The following is a 16,474-nucleotide window of genomic DNA, read 5'->3' on the forward strand; positions in this document are numbered from 1 at the left end:
AAGAGCGGAGATAAGGAAAAGATGAAAGCCTACCAGCGTGAGTTTATCGAGTTCGCCATGAGCAAGTCCGTGCTCAAGTTTGGCGAATTTACCCTCAAATCCGGGCGCAAGAGTCCCTACTTCTTCAACGCCGGCCTGTTCAACAGCGGCCGCGACCTGGCCCGGCTGGGCCGCTTTTACGCCGCCGCCCTGGTGGATGCGGGGGTGGCGTTCGACGTGCTGTTCGGCCCCGCCTACAAGGGCATTCCCATCGCCAGCGCCACCGCGGTGCAACTGGCCGAGGTGCACGATCTGGACGTGCCCTACTGCTTCAACCGCAAGGAAGCCAAGGATCACGGTGAAGGCGGCAACCTGGTGGGCAGCCCGCTTGCCGGGCGCATCATGCTGGTGGACGACGTGATCACCGCCGGCACCGCCATCCGCGAGTCCATGGACATCATCCAGGCCAACGGCGCCACCCTGGCCGGGGTGCTGATCGCCCTGGACCGCCAGGAAAAGGGCAAGGGCGAACTGTCCGCCATCCAGGAAGTGGAGCGGGACTACCAGGCCCGGGTCACCGCCATCATCACCCTGGCGGATCTGATCGACTACCTGGGCGAAAGGCCGGAGATGGCCGAGCACCTGGAACGGGTACGGGCCTACCGGGAGCAATACGGAATTTAATAAAAAAGCCGCTGAAAAGCGGCTTTTTTGTGGTTGATGACGGCGGAGTCAGGCAACTTCCTGCTTCATCCGCTGGGGCTCCTTCTGGTGCAGGTGCACGTCCATCTGCGGGAAGGGAATGCCGATGCCGTTGGCGTCCAGCTCGTTCTTGATCTTTTCCAGCAGATCGAAGCGCACCGTCCAGTAATCCTCCGCCTGCACCCAGGGGCGGACGATAAAGTCGACGGAGGAGGCGCCCAGGTTGTTCACCGCGATGCGGCACTCGGGCTCTTTAAGGATGCGGCTGTCCGCGTTGACGATGCGGGTCAGCACTTCCTTGGTCTTCTTCAGGTCGGCGCTGTAGGAGACGCCGATCACCAGGTCGATGCGGCGGGTCTTCTCCCGGGAGTAGTTGATAATGTTGTCGTTGAGGATCTTGGCGTTGGGCACCACTATCATGCGGTTGTCCGGGGTCAGCAGTATGGTGGTGAAAATCTGCACCGAGTGCACGGTGCCGGCGGTGCCGGCCGCCTCCACGTAGTCGCCGGCCTTGAAGAAGCGGAAGCCGATCAGCAGCACCCCGGCGGCGAAGTTGGACAGGGAGCCCTGCAGCGCCAGACCCACGGCCAGGCCGGCGGCACCGACGATGGCCACGAAGGAAGCGGTCTGTACCCCGACCCGGCTCATGGCGGCGATGATCACGAAGGCGAGCAGGCCGTACTTGAGCAGGCTGGTGACGAAGTCGGAGATGGTGCTGTCGACCTTGCGCGCCTTGAGGACCCTGTTCAGGCCGCCGGTCAGCATGCCGACCGCCATGAAACCGATGATCAGGGTGAGCAGGGCGGCGGCGATATTCACCGAATACTCGATGATCAGCCCCTGGTTATTGACGATCCAGCTCTGGGCCTCGTTCAGCATGTCGGTATTGAGCAATTCTGTATCCATAAACGTGCCTCTCTCGTTATTGTTGCTTTGGTCGCGCCCTTGCCGGTGATGCCGGCAAGGGCGGGGGAGATGTGACGACGGGCGTCAGGCGGCCACGGCCAGCTGCCGGTGCAGCAATTGCCAGTGACTGTCGAAGTTGTGGGTGGGTTTGATGCGAAACTGGCTGCGAACGTACTGGTTGATGCGGCCTTCCGCATAGGCCAGCAGCAGGTTGGCCAGCACCGTCTCGTTTTCGGCGAAGCCCTCGCCTTCGTAGAGGCGGCGCTCGCGCATCACCTGCTTGAGCTGGGTTTCCAGCCGGTCGAACAACTGGTTGATGCGCGCCAGCAGCCGCTCGTGCTCGCCCTGCAGGGCGTCGCCGTTGAGCAGGCGGGTAATGCCGGGGTTGCGTTCGCAAAAGCCCAGCACCAGTTGCAGTATGTAGCGCAGGCGCAGGGCGCTGTCCTTTTCATCCTGAAGAATGAGATTGATCCGGGAAAACAGGGTTTCCTCGATAAAGTCGATCAATCCCTCAAACATCCGGGCCTTGCTCGGAAAGTGGCGGTAAAGCGCCGCTTCCGACACGCCCACCGCCGCCGCCAGCTTGGCGGTGGTGATCCGCTGCCCCGGGCTGGTTTCCAGCATGTGGGCCAGGGCCTGCAGGATTTGTTCACGACGGTTTTTCTTGTTCTGGGTATTGGCCATAGGCGCACTCAACTTGGTTAGTGGCGACCGGAAGAGCCGAAACCGCCTTCTCCCCGCTCGCTTTGGTCAAATTCGTCAACTACCGTAAATTGGGCCTGCACCACGGGCAGGATCACCAGCTGGGCGATGCGTTCTCCCGGCTGTATGGTGAAATGATCCTTTCCGCGGTTCCAGCAGGATACCATTAACTGACCCTGGTAGTCAGAGTCAATCAGGCCAACCAGGTTGCCCAGCACGATGCCGTGCTTATGGCCCAGGCCGGAGCGGGGCAGTATGGTGGCGCACAGGCCGGGATCCTGGATATGGATGGCGATGCCGGTGGGGATCAGGGTGGTGTCGCCCGGGGCCAGCTCCAGGGGGGCGTCCAGGCAGGCGCGCAGATCCAGGCCGGCGGAGCCCGGGGTGGCGTAGGCCGGCAGCGGGAAGTCGGTGCCCACGCGGGGGTCGAGGATCTTCAGTTCAATGGCGTTCATGGTATCGGTCTGCAATCAGGATCAAAAGGTGCCTGGCGAGCTGGGTCTTGCCGGCCAGGGGTAAATCGGCCCGGCCTTGCGGCCAGAACACGGTGAGGGCATTGTCGTCGCTGTTGAAGCCTTGCCCGGCCTTGGCCACGTCGTTGGCCGCGATCATGTCCAGCCCCTTGCGGCTGAGCTTGTCCCGGGCGTATTTTTCCACATCCCGGGTTTCGGCCGCAAATCCCACGGTAAAGGGCTTGTCCGGCAGGGCCGCCACCTCGGCCACGATATCGGGATTTTTGGTCAGTTCGATGACCAGGGTGTCGCTGGCGGTTTTCTTGATTTTCTGCTCGGCCACCGTTTTGGGGGCGTAGTCGGCCACGGCGGCGCAGGCGATGAAAATCTGCTGGTCGGCGATGTGCGCCATCACCGCCTGGTGCATCTGGCGGGCGCTCTCCACCTCGATGCGGGTCACCCCGGCCGGGGTGGGCAGGCCGACGGGGCCGCTCACCAGGAGCACCTCGGCGCCCAGCTCCTGCGCCGCCGCCGCCAGGGCGAAGCCCATCTTGCCGGAGCTGTGATTGGAGATGAACCGCACCGGGTCCAGCGCCTCACGGGTGGGACCGGCGGTGAGCATCAGTTTGATGCCCGCCAGGGGTCGGGCTTGGGGAGTGAAATGACGCTCTACCTCGGCCACCAGCTCCATCGGCTCCAGCATCCGGCCCGGCCCCACGTCGCCGCAGGCCTGTTCGCCCCGGGCCGGGCCCCAGATGGCCAGTCCGCGGTCGGCCAGGGTCGCCAGGTTGGCCTGGGTGGCGGCGTGGCGGTACATCTGCTGGTTCATGGCCGGGGCCACCGCCACTACGGCCGGGGTGGCCAGGCAGAGGGTGGTGAGCAGATCATCGGCCAGGCCGGCGGCCAGCCGGGCCAGGGTGTTGGCGCTGGCCGGGGCGATCAGCAGCAGCTCGGCCCAGCGAGCCAGTTCGATATGGCCCATGCCGGCTTCGGCGGCCGGGTCCAGCAGGGAGTCGGACACCGGCTCGCCCGACACCGCCTGCAGGGTGAGCGGGGTGATAAAGGCCTTGGCGGACTCGGTCATCACCACCCGGACCTCGGCACCCCGCTCCTTGAGGCGGCGCACCAGCTCGGCGCTCTTGTAGGCCGCGATCCCGCCGGTGATGCCGATAACTATGCGTTTTCCCGTTAATGACATGGCTGCGTTCCCTAACTGGACAGGCCGGCAAGATTACCACAAACGGGTGAATTGTGCGGCCCGGGCGGAGTCTGGGCTAGGCTTTAACGGTTGGGCAGGGGGGAGCGTCGATGAGCATCAAGGACTGGCCGGAGGGGGAACGCCCCCGCGAAAAACTGCTAAGCCGGGGGCCGGCCAGCCTGTCGGATGCGGAACTGCTGGCGATTTTTCTGCGCACCGGCAGCCGGGGCATGGACGCGGTGACCCTGGCGCGTACCCTGCTGAGCCAGTTCGGCTCCCTGCGCCAGTTGCTGCAGGCCGAGCCGCGGCAGTTTTGCGAGGGGCCCGGCCTGGGGCTGGCCAAGTACGTGCAGTTGCAGGCCAGCCTGGAGCTGATGCGCCGCTTTCTCGATGAAAAGCTGGTGCGCGAGCATGCCCTCACCAGCCCCGAACTGACCCGCCAGTATTTGCAGGCGCAGTTGCGGGACCGGGGCCGGGAGGTGTTCGCCCTGCTGCTGCTCGACAACCAGCACCGGGTGATCCGCTTCCACGAGCTGTTTTTCGGCACCCTGGACGCGGCGGCGGTGTACCCGCGGGAAATCGTGGCCCTGGCCCTGAAACTGGGTGCCGCCGCGGTCATTTTGGTGCATAATCATCCGTCCGGAGTGGCCGAGCCCAGCCGGGCGGATCGCATGATCACCGAACGCATTCAGGCCGCCCTGGGGCTGCTGGATATCCGGGTGTTGGATCATCTGGTGGTTGGTGACGGTGAAACCGTATCTTTTGCCGAGCGTGGCTGGCTTTAGTGCCGGACGCTCGGCTTTTAGTTGATCTCGGGCGCGGTATGCTGTATAAATTGCCGCCTTATTTTGCCCCGACAGACGGCCAACGGGGTGATTGATTGCTCGAGCAAAAGTAAGTTTTGGAGAAGACTGACATGTCTAAAGTATGCCAAGTAACTGGTAAGCGGCCAGCCGTTGGTAACAACCGCTCTCACGCCAACAACGCCACCAAGCGTCGCTTCCTGCCCAACCTGCAGACCCACCGTTTCTGGGTTGAAAGCGAGAAGCGTTTTGTAAAACTGCGCATCACCACCAAGGGTATGCGTATCATCGACAAAAAAGGTATCGACAGTGTCCTGGCTGACCTGCGTGCCCGTGGCGAAAAGGTCTAAGGAGATAACCCATGGCTAAAGGTATTCGCGAGAAGATCCGCCTGAACTCCAGCGCTGGTACTGGTCATTTCTACACCACTACCAAGAACAAGCGCAACATGCCCGAGAAAATGGAGATCAAAAAGTTTGATCCCGTGATCCGCCAGCATGTGATCTACAAAGAAGGCAAGATCAAGTAAGATCCTGCCTTCGAAAAAAAACCCGGCTCCGGCCGGGTTTTTTTATGGCCGCCACCTTGGCTATACTGCCGCCTCACTGTAGCAGGAGGGCGAGATGCCGGAGTTACCAGAAGTCGAAGTCAGCCGTTTGGGCATTACTCCTCATCTGCTGGGGGAGTCGGTGATGCGGGTGGTGGTGCGCAACCCCAGCCTGCGCTGGCCGGTGCCGGCGGAAATCCAGGAGCTGGCGGGGCTCACCATCGTCGGCATCCGCCGCCGGGCCAAGTACCTGCTGCTGGAAACCGACTGGGGCACCGCCATTTTGCACCTGGGCATGTCCGGCAACCTCAAGGTGTTGTCCCAGGGCACGCCGGCGGGCAAGCACGACCATGTGGATATCGAGCTGGCCAACGGCAAGCTGCTGCGGCTCAACGATCCGCGCCGCTTCGGATGCCTGCTGTGGACCCGGGCGCCGGCGGAGCAGCACCCGCTGCTGGCCAGGCTGGGGCCCGAGCCGCTCACCGAAGCCTTTGACGGCGACTACCTCTACCAGCGCAGCCGGGGCCGCAAGACGGCCATCAAGCAGTTCATCATGGACAACCATATCGTGGTGGGGGTGGGGAACATCTACGCCAACGAGTCGCTGTTCGGCGCCGGCATCAGCCCCAAGCGGGAGGCGGGCAATATCGGTCGGGAGCGCTACCTGAAATTGGCCGGGGAGATCAAGGCGGTACTGGCGCGGGCCATCGGCCAGGGCGGCACCACCCTGAAGGACTTTACCGGCAGCGACGGCAAGCCCGGCTACTTCGTACAGGAGTTGCAGGTGTACGGCCGGGCCGGGCAGCCCTGCACCCGCTGCGGCACCCTGCTGCGCGAGGTGCGCATGAACGGCCGCAGCACCGTGTTCTGCCCGCTCTGCCAGCGGTGAGGATCAGCCCAGTTTGGTGGCCACCGCCTCGGCCACGGCGGCGGGCACGAACTGGCTGATATCGCCGCCGTGGATCGCCACCTCCTTCACCAGGGTGGAGGAGATAAAGGAATTCTCCTCCGCCGGGGTAAGGAAGACGCTTTCAAGCTCCGGCATCAGCCGCCGGTTCATGTTGGCGAGCTGGAACTCGTACTCGAAATCGGACACGGCGCGCAGGCCGCGGATCAGCACATTGGCCCGGTGTGCCCGGGCGAAGTCCACCAGCAGGCCGGAAAAGCCCACCACGGTGACATTGCCCAGTTGGCCGGTGACTTCCTTTACCAGTTCGACCCGCTCGTCCAGCGAGAACATGGGCCGCTTGCTGGGGCTGAAGGCCACCCCCACGACCACTTCGTTGAACAGTCGGGAAGCACGCTCTATCAGATCCAGGTGACCGTTGGTGATGGGATCGAAGGTGCCGGGGTAGATGACCCTGATGCTCATGGGATGTCCTTATTGGCAAACGCAGCTGAAGAGTTTGAGGTAGAATACCGCAGCACAGGAACAAGGTGGAGCGCGATATGAAACGGGTACTGGTGGTTCGCAATGACAAGATAGGCGACTTTATGCTGGCCTGGCCGGCCTTCGCCATGCTCAAGGCCTCGCTCGGCTGCGAGGTGGTTGCCCTGGTTCCCGCCTATACCCGCGAACTGGCCGAGCTTTGCCCGAGCATCGACCGGGTGCTGCTGGATCCGGGCAAGGAGGGGACACCGACCGCGCAACGCGCCCTGCTGGATCAGCTGAAAAGTGGCCGGTTCGATGCGGTTATCTGCCTGTTCTCCAACTTTCGCAACGCCAGGCTGGTGTGGCAGGCCGGTATCCCCCAGCGCTGGGCACCGGCCACCAAGCTGGCCCAGGTGCTCTACAACCACAGGGTGACCCAGCGCCGTTCCCGCTCCGCCAAGCCCGAGTACGAGTACAACCTGGATCTGGTGCGGGCCTTTCTGCACCACCATGGGGTGACGCCGGTCGAACCCGCGCCGCCCTACCTGCGCTTCGAGGCCGCCGAGCTGGCTCCTTTCCGGGCGGAGCTGGCGGCGGCGTTGGGGATAGCGGCGGAGCGGCCCTGGCTGCTGGTGCACGCGGGCAGTGGCGGCTCGGCCAATAACCTCTCGGCCGGCCAGTATGCACAACTGATGCAGGCACTATGCAGCCAGTTCCCCGCCGCCCAGCCGGTGCTCACCGCCGGACCCGGGGAGGCGGCGCTGGCGGAGCAGGTCGCGGCCGAGGCTGGGGTGGGGGCGGTGGTGGCCCGGGATCTGCCCCTGCCGGCCTTCTGCCGGCTGCTGGCCTGCGGCAGCCTGTTCGTGGCCGGCAGCACCGGTCCCCTGCATATCGCCGCCGCCCTGGACGTGCCCACGGTGGGCTTTTTCCCGTTGCGCCGCTCGGCCACGCCGCGGCGCTGGCGGCCGCTGAACAGCGAGGGGCGGCACCTGGCCTTTCATCCTCCCGGCGAGGCCGGGGAGCAGGTGGAGGACATGAGCCGGGTGGACGTGACTGCGGTAGCGGCGGCGGTCACTCCCTGGGCCCGGACGTTTCTGTCCTGACCCAGAGGTCGGCGTACTTCACGAAGGTGGAGTGGGCCGACAGCAGGCACAGCAGCAGGCCCTGCCGGCCGTCCAGGAAGCCCGCCTTCAGCAGGTACATCTTGAGGAAACAACCCACCCCGTGCAGCAGCCCCTGGGCCAGGGAGCCCTTCTTGCCCCGCTCGGCCCGCTGCCGGGCCCAGGCGGCGGCGTAGCCGGCCGACTTGACCAGGTAGTGCTCCAGATCCCGATAGGTGTAGTGCAGCAGATCCCCCCGCAGGCGGGCGGTGTTGATGCCCGGCTTGAGCTCCACCTTTTCGTGTACCAGGGCGTCGTTGTAGCCGGTGAGGGCCCTGGGGTAGAGTCGCAGCACCCGATCCGGGTACCAGCCGCAGTGGCGGATAAAGCGGCCGAACACCCAGGACAGGCGGGAAATGGCGTAGACGGTGTCGTCGGTGGGCCGGGCCAGCACCGCCTCGATGCTGGTCCTGAGTTCGGGGGTGACCCGCTCGTCCGCGTCGATCCACAGTACCCAGTCGGACTGCACCCTGTCCTGGGCCAGCTGCCGCTGGCGGCCGAAGCCGGGCCAGTCGGTGTTCTCGAAGAAACGAGCACCGGCGGCCTCGGCCACCTCCCGGGTGCGATCGGTGCTGCCAGAGTCCATCACCACGATTTCGTCCACCCAGTCCAGGGTGGCCAGGCAGTCGGCCAGGTTGTCCGCCTCGTTCTTGACGATCAGGACGGCGGCGAGGGTGGGGCGCTGGTTCATCGAGAAGGCTCCTGTAACAGATTGAAATCTTGGGTGATGCGGTCGAACTGGGCAATCACCTGCTCGAGGGTGATGCGCTGCATGGCGTGCGGGTCCCTGACCCGGGTACGCCAGGGCAACTGCTCGGGGGTCTTGCCGGTTTCCGCCAGCAGGGCCTCTTCGTAGACGCTGACCACGTAATCCCGGCAGCGGTAGGGGCCGGTGCGCCGGGGGTTGTGGTGGGCGTAGAGGCCGATGACGGGGGTGCCGACCAGGGTCGCCATGTGGGCGGGGCCGGTATCCGGCGCCACCACCAGGCTGGCCTCCTGGATCAGGGCCAGCAGTTGCGGCAGGCTGGTTTTTCCCACCAGGTTTTCGTCGATGTTGGCGCTAATATTGCAGATTTTCGCTGCCAGATCCTGTTCCATCTTGGCGGGGCTGCCGATGAGTATCACCTTCATGCCGCGCTCGTGGGCGTGGTCGGCGAGGGCGGCGTAGCCTTCGGCGGTCCAGTTCTTGTAGGCCTTGCTGGCGGCGGGACAGATCAGCAGCAGCGGACGGTGGTCCCGGTGCGGGCGGGCCCAGTCCCGTTCGGCTGCCGGCAGGGGCAGGGACCAGCTCGGGGAGACATCGTCCAGCCCCAGCGCCCGGCCGAAGCCCATAAAGCCGTCCACCACATGGTCGCCGGTGGCGGGCACCCTGAGGTTAGTGAACAGCCACTGCCCGTCCTTGGCCCGCTCCCGCTCGAAACCCAGCCGGTATCGGGCCCGGATCCCCAGGCTGGCCAGGCTGGCGCGCAGGGCCGCCTGCATATGCAACAGGGCGTCGAAGCGGCGTCCCCGCAGTTGCCGCCACAGGGCGAGATAGCCTTTCCAGCCGGCCTTCTTGTCGAAGGGGATCACCTCCACTCCGGGCAGCAGTTGCAGCAGGCCGGCTTCCACCCTGCCGGTGACCCAGGTGATGCGGGTTTGGGGCCACTGGCGCTGGATGGCCTGCACCAGGGCCACCGCATGGCAGCAGTCGCCGATGGCGGATAAACGCAGCAAACAAAGGGAAGAGGGGGGCGAGCTGAACAGGGCCATGGGTGAACTCTCCTGAATCCGAGTCCGGCATTATGCAAAGCCTTTCCGGCCATGTAAAATCCGTGTTTTCGTCAGGGGGTGGAAATGGAACGGATAGAGCACGGTTCTGAAATTATCTGGTACGATCCCGAATGCTTCGGCGCATTCAAGCGGGATTATTTCGAAATCGACTACTGGCGCGAGCAAAACGCCATCCGCGGCAAGTCGGTGGGGCGCAACACCACCTGGTTCGTGGAGGACGAGGTGGGTCACAAGGTGCTGCGCCACTACTACCGGGGCGGCATGATAGGCCGGGTGATGGAGGATACCTTCCTGCACGTGGCCGAGTCCAAGAGCCGGGCCATGGCGGAATTCACCGTGCTGGCCAAGCTGCACCGTCGCGGCCTGCCGGTGCCCCGGCCCTGCGCCGCCCGCATGGTGCGCTCCAACCTGGTATACCGGGCCGACATCATCCTGACCCGCATCAACAACGCCCGCGATCTGGTGGCTATCCTCAAGGAACAGGCCTTGAACAAGCAGGAATGGCAGGGCATCGGCAGGACCATCCGCCAGTTCCACGACGCCGGCCTCTACCATGCGGATCTCAACAGCCATAACGTGCTGCTGGACGACAGCGGCAAGAGCTGGCTGATCGACTTCGACAAATGCCACTTCCGCCAGCCCGGCAGTTGGTCCCGGGAGAACATGGAGCGGCTGTTGCGCTCCTTTCGCAAGGAGCAGGGCCTGCACCCCGGGTTTCACTGGAGTGAACAGGACTGGCAGGCGCTGCTGAGCGGTTACAGGGCCAGTTGATCCTGGATCAAGGTTTGCGTTCTGGCCAGGGCGCCCCGGTTGGCTCTGACCACTGCCAGGGCCCGGCGGCCCATGGCCCGGGCCTGCTCCGTATCGGCGAACAATGACTCCAGGGCGGTGACCAGTTCGTCGGTATCGGCGACGACGCGGGCGCCACCGGCCGTCGCCAACTGGCGGGTGATGTCACTGAAATTGAAGGTGGAAGGACCGGTCAGCACCGGCTTGCCCAGGGCGGCGGGCTCCAGCAGGTTGTGGCCGCCCCGCTCGATCAGGCTGCCGCCGACAAAGGCGATGTCCGCCGCCGCCAGCATGACGGGCAGCTCGCCCATGGTATCACCCAGATAGACCTGGGTTTGCGGGCCGGGATTGTCATCGGTGCGGCGACAGAGTATGAACCCCTGCTGCGCTACCAGCTCCGCCACCTGGTCGAAACGCTCGGGATGGCGTGGCACCAGTATCAGCAGGGCGTCAGGGTGCCGTTGCAGCAGCTGGCGATGGGCGGCGAGGAGCTGTTCGTCTTCGCCTTCGTGGGTGGAGGCGGCGATCCAGACCGGTCTGGATGCCCCGAGGTGTTCGTGCAAGGTCCTGCCCTGCCGGTGAACTTTTTCGTCATAACCGATATCGAACTTTACCGAGCCGGTGACGCTGAGCCGCTCGCGGGGCACACCCAGTCCGGCGAAGCGCTCGGCATCGTCCCGGTGCTGGCAGGCGATGTGAGTGATATTGGCGGACAATAGCCGGAATATACCGTGAAAACGCCGGTATCTGTCGGCGGAACGGGCCGACAGCCGGGCGTTAAGCACCAGCACCGGCAACCGGCGCTGGCCGCAGGCGTGCAGCAGGTTGGGCCAGAGTTCGGTTTCCATGATCAGCAGGGCCCGCGGCTGGATGCGGCGCATAAAGCCTGCCACCGCCCAGGGGAAATCCAGCGGCGCATAGCGGTGCTCCACCAGTTCTCCCAGCCTGGCCACCTGATCCGCTCCGGTTCGGGTGGTGGTGGTCACCACTATAGGAATCTCTGGATGGGCGGCCTTCAGCGCCTTGATCAGGGGAGTCGCGGCCACCACCTCGCCTACGCTCACCGCATGCAGCCAGAGCGGTCTTGCTGTCGATGTTGGCCTGACCCAGCCCAGATGCTCCGGCCAGCGCCGGCCGAATCCCGGTTTGCCCTGTTTGGGCCAGTAGAGCATGGCCAGCAGGACGGGGCTGAACAGATGGATAAGCAGGTTGTATACAAGGCGATAGGGCATGGGCTTACCGGGCAGATGTGGAGATAAGCTCGTGGCCGAGCAACTTCTCGAGTGCGGTGATCACTCGCTTGGCTGGCAGTTCCTTCAGGCACTTGAGGTGACCCAAGGGGCACTCCCGTTTGAAGCAGGGGCGGCATTCGATATCCGTATGAACCACGGCGACCCGCTCGGCCAGTGGCGGGGTGTACCGGGGGGAAGTGGAGCCGTAGATGCCGACCAGGGGGCGTTGCAGGGCGGCGGCGATATGCATCAGCCCCGAGTCGTTGGACACCACGGCGGAACTGAGCGCCATCAGGTCGATGGCCTGGTGCAGCGAGGTTCTGCCCGCCAGAATATGACAATGCTCCTGCAGCCGCTGCGGCAAGTGGTGTTTGATGGCCTCCGCCACCGGGATATCCTTGGCCGAGCCAAAGATCCATACTTGTCGGCCCTGCTCGATCTGGTGCCGGGCGACCTCGGCGTAGTACTGCTCCGGCCAGCGTTTGGCCGGCCCGAACTCGGCGCCCGGGCATAGGCTCAGAATGGATCTGTCTGTGGTCAGTCCCAGCTCGCTCAGGGCCTGCCGCTGGTTCTGCGGATCGACCCGCAGTGTGGGCCAGGGCAGTTCCGGGAGACAGTGGTTATCCTTCATCTGCTCCCTGGGGTAGGCCAGCGAGACGTAGCGTTCCACCATCAGTGGGAAATCGGTCTTGTTGCGGCGCAGATCATTCAGCAGGCCATAGCGGGACTCGCCCTTCCAGCCAGTGCGTTTTTTGATGCCGGCAAACAGCGGGATCAGCGCAGATTTGAGGGAGTTGGGCTGGACAATGGCCCAGTCATAGCCCTCGGCGGCCAGTTGCCGGCCCAGGCGGAAGCGTTCGGCTAGCTTGAAGTCCCCGTGGCCCAGTGGCATAACGATGGCCCTGTCCACCTCGGGCATCCGCTCCAGCAGGGCGCAGCACCAGGCCGGCGCCATCACATGCAGCTCGGCACCGGGGTGCAAGCGCTTCAGGGTGATATAGAGGCTCTGGGACATCACCATGTCACCCACCCAGGAGGGGCCTATGACTAGAGTTTTCATCCGGATATATTCGTCTGTAAAGCCATGCTATGTTGCATGATTATAAATAGATGAACCTGATATAGCTACCATAGAAAGTGGATGTCTGATGTGTCATCTTTTTCAATCATCATTTATTAACACTCTTTAATGCAAAAAATGGTAGGTGGTGATTATTTAAAAATTCTTCTAAGTAGTCGTCCTTCAAGGTTTTTTAATGATCTTTTTAGGCGTTTTTTGTCGGCCGGCTTTCCCGACAAGCCTGCCATGTATTTCCAATCATCCAAGTCATACTCAAGTGCAATGTTTCCGCGCTGATAAAATCTTTCAGTGACATCAAGCCCCATCTTGGCTGGTTCGCAAACTATAAGGTTATGGGCGATAAATGTTCTCCAAAAATCAGGCCCCAGACCTGCATCATCTCCAGCTTTAGTGTTAATAAACAGCTTTTTGTTCATCAGTCTGGACAACCAGTGAAGGCACAAAAACTGCTCTGTTGCTGGGTAGCGAGACTTGTATCCAGAACGCTTACTGAAGTGAAGCGCTGGAACAGGAAGGTCATGCCATATTTTAAGCAAGTCCTGTGTTTCCCCAAAGTCAAATAAATCACTCTTGTGGAAGTGAACTGGCTGGCCGATGTGAGATGAAATAAAAAATGTGCTGCTTGTGACAACGCGATTCTTCAAGTAGGAAATGGCTGGTACTCTTGGAGCAGAGGCAAATCGTTCAAATAGATCAACAAAACCTCGGCCTTTAATAATGTTGTCGGTTCTTACTTTGGCTGCGTATCGAGTTTTTACAGCCATGAGGCCCTGATGGGCGCTATGGAGCTGCCTGTTGTTGTTCAGTTTTATCTCTTCATTATCATTGAAAACACTATTTTGTCCTGGATCATCAAGTAGTAACACTTTATCTACATCCAGGTTGGCAACATCCTGACCTTTCCAGGTTGACAGTATGATGGTGGAACTGGGGAATAGCTCTCTGATTGATGCAACATTTTGTTCTGTTACACCTTCAATCTGTGCACGGCTTTTACTAGAAGATACGGGTCCTTGCAATACAAAGGTAATGTCTTTGTCATCAATTTTGATATCGTTTTCAGGCTTGTAGAAACTCATGATACTCACTCGGAATGCCACAAAAAATAACATCATCACGATCAATAAGGTGATAGTGAACCGTCAATCCTTTCTCAATCAGATGGTTGTATAGCGGAGCAATATAGAGTTCCCCCTTTTCCCATTCTGTCTTGGGTTTTGATAAATAGTCAAAGTACGCATTTAAAAAATGATTTTTTTTAGAAAAGTGATATAATCCAGTGCTACATAAGTTGGATATTGGTTTTTTTTCAGCAGTCTGAATCACTTCGGTGCTGTCAGGATGCCTGGGCTTGGCAAATGACCAGTTGTCACCGCTTCCTTCAAAGACTTCCAGATATCCACAACCTGAACTTGCCACCTCCGGGAAAACGAAGTTTGGTCTGAAGGTGTCTATATTGAAAATGGTGATTTCATCATTGTAATCAATGCCTTGGTCTGATAATCCGGCCAGTCCTAGCGAAACGGTTTCAGCCTGACCGCGTGTTTCCTGCTCCAGAACAATGATATGGAATTCTTTAATCCCCAGTCTTTTTGCAGACTGCGCAACAAAGTCCGCAGTATTGAAAGCGTCTCTGACAATAAAAAGAAATGGTGTGCTCAAAAAGTATGAATCAAAACTGCTCACTGAGTGGTCGAACAACGTCTTTCCATGAGCCTCAAGCATATACTTGGGCTTTGCATAGCCGGCTTTAAAAAAACGTGAACTCATACCCGCCATCGGTATCACTATCATTGCTTAACTCTCGTCATGATCTGATGAAGTCTAAATGCATTGGCAAAAAAGGCCTGCTGACGTTTTGGGTCATCCTCATGAAGAGGCAGCATCGACAAAAATAACTGTATTTGCATGGCATAGAGATGCTGTGCTTCCAGCCCAAAGTGATGTTTAATCATTTCAACAAATCCCTGCTGTAATTCTTTGTGTTCGGCAGGCTCTGCAATTGATAAAAATATGTTATTTTCGTGGGTGTCAACCTGATAATATCCCGCAACTATCCAGTCATACAAGCCCAGCACAGAGTGACTGAGCTTGGCTATGTCATAACGAATATCACCATATAAAGTTTTTTTTCCTTCAGGAGTCATGCCTCTCGGATCTATTATTTTGATTTTCTCGGCACGAAAATCATATAGTATATTACTGAAGCAGAAGTCACCATGCAGGACCGAGGCATGAGGACTGCAATCGGGCAAGTTGTCGTGACTGTCCTGCAATATTTTCTTGAGTGACACACTTGGCTCGCCATTGAATACCCAACAGCTTGAAGGATCCAGATCGGTATTTTGGCAATATTCCTTTATTCGTTGTTCAGTCTTTATTCCGAACAATATATCCATGGAGTTGCTTTCGGCTTCGTTCGGGGCCTTTGTGTTATAGCATTCAACAAGAAAATCAATGCAATTCTTTAATATGGATTGCCAGCTTGGAAGGGGAAGTCTTGAAAAGACGAATAGCTCATTAAGTGCCGTATTATGCAAATACTCAAGACGATAAGAAATCTTGCCATCACGTGAGGTCTCGCAGCCCAAAAACTGTGGAGTATAGCCGCGTAATGGGGCCGGCAGCTTTGTGAACCACTCTGCTTCTGCCGAGATCTTATTGTTATGTGAACTGGATTTTTCTATCCAGTGTGGCGTGATCACCAACTCGTTGAATGCACGTTGTGTAGTGAATTTTGCCTTGGAACGGTAGTAGGTATTAACATGGCCAAAGTCCAACCAGCCAGAAGAATATACTGGTGTCAGTCCGACAGCTTGATGATAGCGGTTAAGACCCTGTATAAAGTTCCACTCACTCTGAGTAATGCATTTCAGAATTGTCTTAGGTTGGCTGAATTTGAAGTAGCCATCTATGATTCTTGTTGTCTCTCTCGTTTTCTGAGGTTGGTGATCTTTTAGCCACTCACAATGGTCGTCAGTTAATACCGCCCAGTTGTAACTGTATTTTGCCAAAGAAATACTGACTACGTCATCACCAACAGGTAGTTGTTGGAATAGGGTATCTCCATAAAGCACATGCAACGGCTTGTCGAGTCGATGACCACTGATATTGACTGCCGCTACCAGGGATGCACCCAGGCTAAGTCCATCGGGGATGGGGACGACTTCTATTTTGTTTTCATCCAGCCAGGCTTGGTCAATGGGAGAAATATCGAACGACTCCGGAAGGGAAAGATAAATCTGTAATCCCTTTGGTGCCAAAGCCACCTGATGCTGAAATAGTCGCCTATTCCCCAGGGGTAAAAAGCTGGGAGGTATTCGTCCGAATTCTGACTCTAGCTCCTGCCCAACATAGGCACCCGACATGATTAGAAACATGTTTTTTCTTTCTCGAGCAGTTTGTGAATTTCTTCTAATGTCATTGAAGTGAATTCAGAGGGGCGAATGGAACGATCATCAATATAAAAACCTTCGTGGCCACACCACGGCTTGCCAACCAGGATTTCATCATAGGGCACAGAGTGTCTGTCCAGCCAATCTGTAATGACAGGCAGTGTATGGATGTTAATTTTACCAACATTTCCCTCATAGGTGCGCATATTGCGTGCCGTAGAAATGACAATCTCAAATCCTTGCTTTTTATATTCTCGAAGTTGCTCTATTACTTCCTCTTTGGGGAGCACATTCCTGTAGTCAGAGGTGTTAGCCTGAGTCAGAGTACCATCCAGGTCAACAATTAGTTTTCTCATATTTTGTTGACCCCACTACCTTTAATT

20 protein-coding genes are annotated in these 16,474 nt (G+C 59.4%); 7 read left to right on the top strand and 13 right to left on the bottom strand.

Annotated elements, in window-relative coordinates; genetic code table 11:
• Nucleotides 1-21: 21 nt before the first annotated feature.
• Nucleotides 22-663 carry an orotate phosphoribosyltransferase gene (gene pyrE / locus AN401_RS00680; RefSeq protein WP_094040662.1) on the top strand — a complete coding sequence of 214 codons (642 nt, stop codon included), beginning with the start codon at nucleotides 22-24 and terminating at the stop codon, nucleotides 661-663.
• Between the two features lie 48 nt (nucleotides 664-711).
• On the opposite strand, the gene mscS is transcribed toward pyrE, so the two are convergent.
• The 4 genes from mscS to coaBC form a co-directional block, all read right to left on the bottom strand.
• Nucleotides 712-1,587: a small-conductance mechanosensitive channel MscS gene (gene mscS, locus AN401_RS00685; protein ID WP_094040661.1), complete on the bottom strand. Its 876-nt coding sequence runs from the start codon at nucleotides 1,585-1,587 to the stop codon at nucleotides 712-714.
• 84 nt (nucleotides 1,588-1,671) lie between these two features.
• The gene (gene slmA / locus AN401_RS00690; RefSeq protein WP_094040660.1) at nucleotides 1,672-2,271 is read right to left on the bottom strand and encodes a nucleoid occlusion factor SlmA; all 600 of its coding nucleotides are present in this window, start codon (nucleotides 2,269-2,271) and stop codon (nucleotides 1,672-1,674) included.
• Nucleotides 2,272-2,288: 17 nt separating this feature from the next.
• Nucleotides 2,289-2,744 carry a dUTP diphosphatase gene (gene dut, locus AN401_RS00695; protein ID WP_094040659.1) on the bottom strand — a complete coding sequence of 152 codons (456 nt, stop codon included), beginning with the start codon at nucleotides 2,742-2,744 and terminating at the stop codon, nucleotides 2,289-2,291.
• Nucleotides 2,731-3,939 (bottom strand): bifunctional phosphopantothenoylcysteine decarboxylase/phosphopantothenate--cysteine ligase CoaBC, encoded by a 1,209-nt coding sequence (gene coaBC, locus AN401_RS00700; RefSeq protein WP_096778287.1) that lies wholly within the window; start codon nucleotides 3,937-3,939, stop codon nucleotides 2,731-2,733. The genes dut and coaBC overlap by 14 nt, the downstream gene beginning before the upstream one ends.
• Before the next feature lie 110 nt (nucleotides 3,940-4,049).
• On the opposite strand from coaBC, the gene radC reads away from it, so the two are divergent.
• The 4 genes from radC (at nucleotide 4,050) to mutM (ending at nucleotide 6,178) form a co-directional block, all read left to right on the top strand.
• The gene (gene radC / locus AN401_RS00705; RefSeq protein ID WP_094040657.1) at nucleotides 4,050-4,724 is read left to right on the top strand and encodes a RadC family protein; all 675 of its coding nucleotides are present in this window, start codon (nucleotides 4,050-4,052) and stop codon (nucleotides 4,722-4,724) included.
• Between the two features lie 131 nt (nucleotides 4,725-4,855).
• Entirely contained in the window at nucleotides 4,856-5,092 is a 237-nt protein-coding gene (gene rpmB, locus AN401_RS00710) for a 50S ribosomal protein L28 (protein ID WP_014291125.1), read from the top strand.
• Nucleotides 5,093-5,103: 11 nt separating this feature from the next.
• Nucleotides 5,104-5,271, top strand: a complete 168-nt coding sequence (gene rpmG / locus AN401_RS00715) for a 50S ribosomal protein L33 (RefSeq protein ID WP_094040656.1) — start codon at nucleotides 5,104-5,106, stop codon at nucleotides 5,269-5,271.
• A 94-nt stretch (nucleotides 5,272-5,365) separates the two neighbouring features.
• Complete coding sequence (mutM, locus tag AN401_RS00720; protein WP_096778288.1) at nucleotides 5,366-6,178, top strand: bifunctional DNA-formamidopyrimidine glycosylase/DNA-(apurinic or apyrimidinic site) lyase; 813 nt, start codon at nucleotides 5,366-5,368, stop codon at nucleotides 6,176-6,178.
• Nucleotides 6,179-6,181: 3 nt separating this feature from the next.
• On the opposite strand, the gene coaD is transcribed toward mutM, so the two are convergent.
• The gene (gene coaD, locus AN401_RS00725; RefSeq protein WP_094040654.1) at nucleotides 6,182-6,661 is read right to left on the bottom strand and encodes a pantetheine-phosphate adenylyltransferase; all 480 of its coding nucleotides are present in this window, start codon (nucleotides 6,659-6,661) and stop codon (nucleotides 6,182-6,184) included.
• Nucleotides 6,662-6,738: 77 nt separating this feature from the next.
• On the opposite strand from coaD, the gene AN401_RS00730 reads away from it, so the two are divergent.
• Complete coding sequence (locus tag AN401_RS00730) at nucleotides 6,739-7,764, top strand: glycosyltransferase family 9 protein (RefSeq protein ID WP_096778289.1); 1,026 nt, start codon at nucleotides 6,739-6,741, stop codon at nucleotides 7,762-7,764.
• On the opposite strand, the gene AN401_RS00735 is transcribed toward AN401_RS00730, so the two are convergent.
• Together AN401_RS00735 and AN401_RS00740 are read right to left on the bottom strand one after the other, a co-directional pair.
• A complete protein-coding gene (locus AN401_RS00735; protein ID WP_096778290.1) occupies nucleotides 7,733-8,512 on the bottom strand; it encodes a glycosyltransferase family 2 protein in 780 nt (259 codons plus the stop codon). The genes AN401_RS00730 and AN401_RS00735 overlap by 32 nt on opposite strands.
• Nucleotides 8,509-9,573, bottom strand: a complete 1,065-nt coding sequence (locus AN401_RS00740; RefSeq protein ID WP_096778291.1) for a glycosyltransferase family 9 protein — start codon at nucleotides 9,571-9,573, stop codon at nucleotides 8,509-8,511. The genes AN401_RS00735 and AN401_RS00740 overlap by 4 nt, the downstream gene beginning before the upstream one ends.
• Before the next feature lie 84 nt (nucleotides 9,574-9,657).
• Between AN401_RS00740 and AN401_RS00745 the strand changes: the two genes are divergently transcribed.
• Nucleotides 9,658-10,365: a 3-deoxy-D-manno-octulosonic acid kinase gene (locus AN401_RS00745; RefSeq protein ID WP_094038792.1), complete on the top strand. Its 708-nt coding sequence runs from the start codon at nucleotides 9,658-9,660 to the stop codon at nucleotides 10,363-10,365.
• Here the strand turns inward: AN401_RS00745 and waaA are convergent.
• The 6 genes from waaA to AN401_RS00775 all read right to left on the bottom strand — a co-directional run bounded on the left by waaA (nucleotide 10,350) and on the right by AN401_RS00775 (nucleotide 16,447).
• Nucleotides 10,350-11,615, bottom strand: coding sequence for a lipid IV(A) 3-deoxy-D-manno-octulosonic acid transferase (gene waaA, locus AN401_RS00750; protein WP_096778292.1), 1,266 nt, complete (start codon nucleotides 11,613-11,615; stop codon nucleotides 10,350-10,352). The two genes, AN401_RS00745 and waaA, sit on opposite strands and share 16 nt — an antisense overlap.
• A 4-nt stretch (nucleotides 11,616-11,619) precedes the next feature.
• The gene (waaF, locus tag AN401_RS00755; protein WP_094038789.1) at nucleotides 11,620-12,675 is read right to left on the bottom strand and encodes a lipopolysaccharide heptosyltransferase II; all 1,056 of its coding nucleotides are present in this window, start codon (nucleotides 12,673-12,675) and stop codon (nucleotides 11,620-11,622) included.
• Between the two features lie 152 nt (nucleotides 12,676-12,827).
• On the bottom strand, nucleotides 12,828-13,775 hold the full coding sequence (locus AN401_RS00760; protein ID WP_096778293.1) for a WavE lipopolysaccharide synthesis family protein: 948 nt from the start codon (nucleotides 13,773-13,775) through the stop codon (nucleotides 12,828-12,830).
• The gene (locus AN401_RS00765) at nucleotides 13,756-14,490 is read right to left on the bottom strand and encodes a glycosyltransferase family 2 protein (protein ID WP_094038787.1); all 735 of its coding nucleotides are present in this window, start codon (nucleotides 14,488-14,490) and stop codon (nucleotides 13,756-13,758) included. The genes AN401_RS00760 and AN401_RS00765 overlap by 20 nt, the downstream gene beginning before the upstream one ends.
• Nucleotides 14,487-16,076, bottom strand: coding sequence for a capsular biosynthesis protein (locus tag AN401_RS00770; RefSeq protein WP_096778294.1), 1,590 nt, complete (start codon nucleotides 16,074-16,076; stop codon nucleotides 14,487-14,489). The genes AN401_RS00765 and AN401_RS00770 overlap by 4 nt, the downstream gene beginning before the upstream one ends.
• Entirely contained in the window at nucleotides 16,067-16,447 is a 381-nt protein-coding gene (locus AN401_RS00775) for an HAD-IIIC family phosphatase (RefSeq protein WP_094038785.1), read from the bottom strand. The genes AN401_RS00770 and AN401_RS00775 overlap by 10 nt, the downstream gene beginning before the upstream one ends.
• Nucleotides 16,448-16,474: the final 27 nt, after the last annotated feature.

The organism is Zobellella denitrificans (assembly GCF_002407485.1).
Lineage (GTDB): Bacteria > Pseudomonadota > Gammaproteobacteria > Enterobacterales > Aeromonadaceae > Oceanimonas > Oceanimonas denitrificans.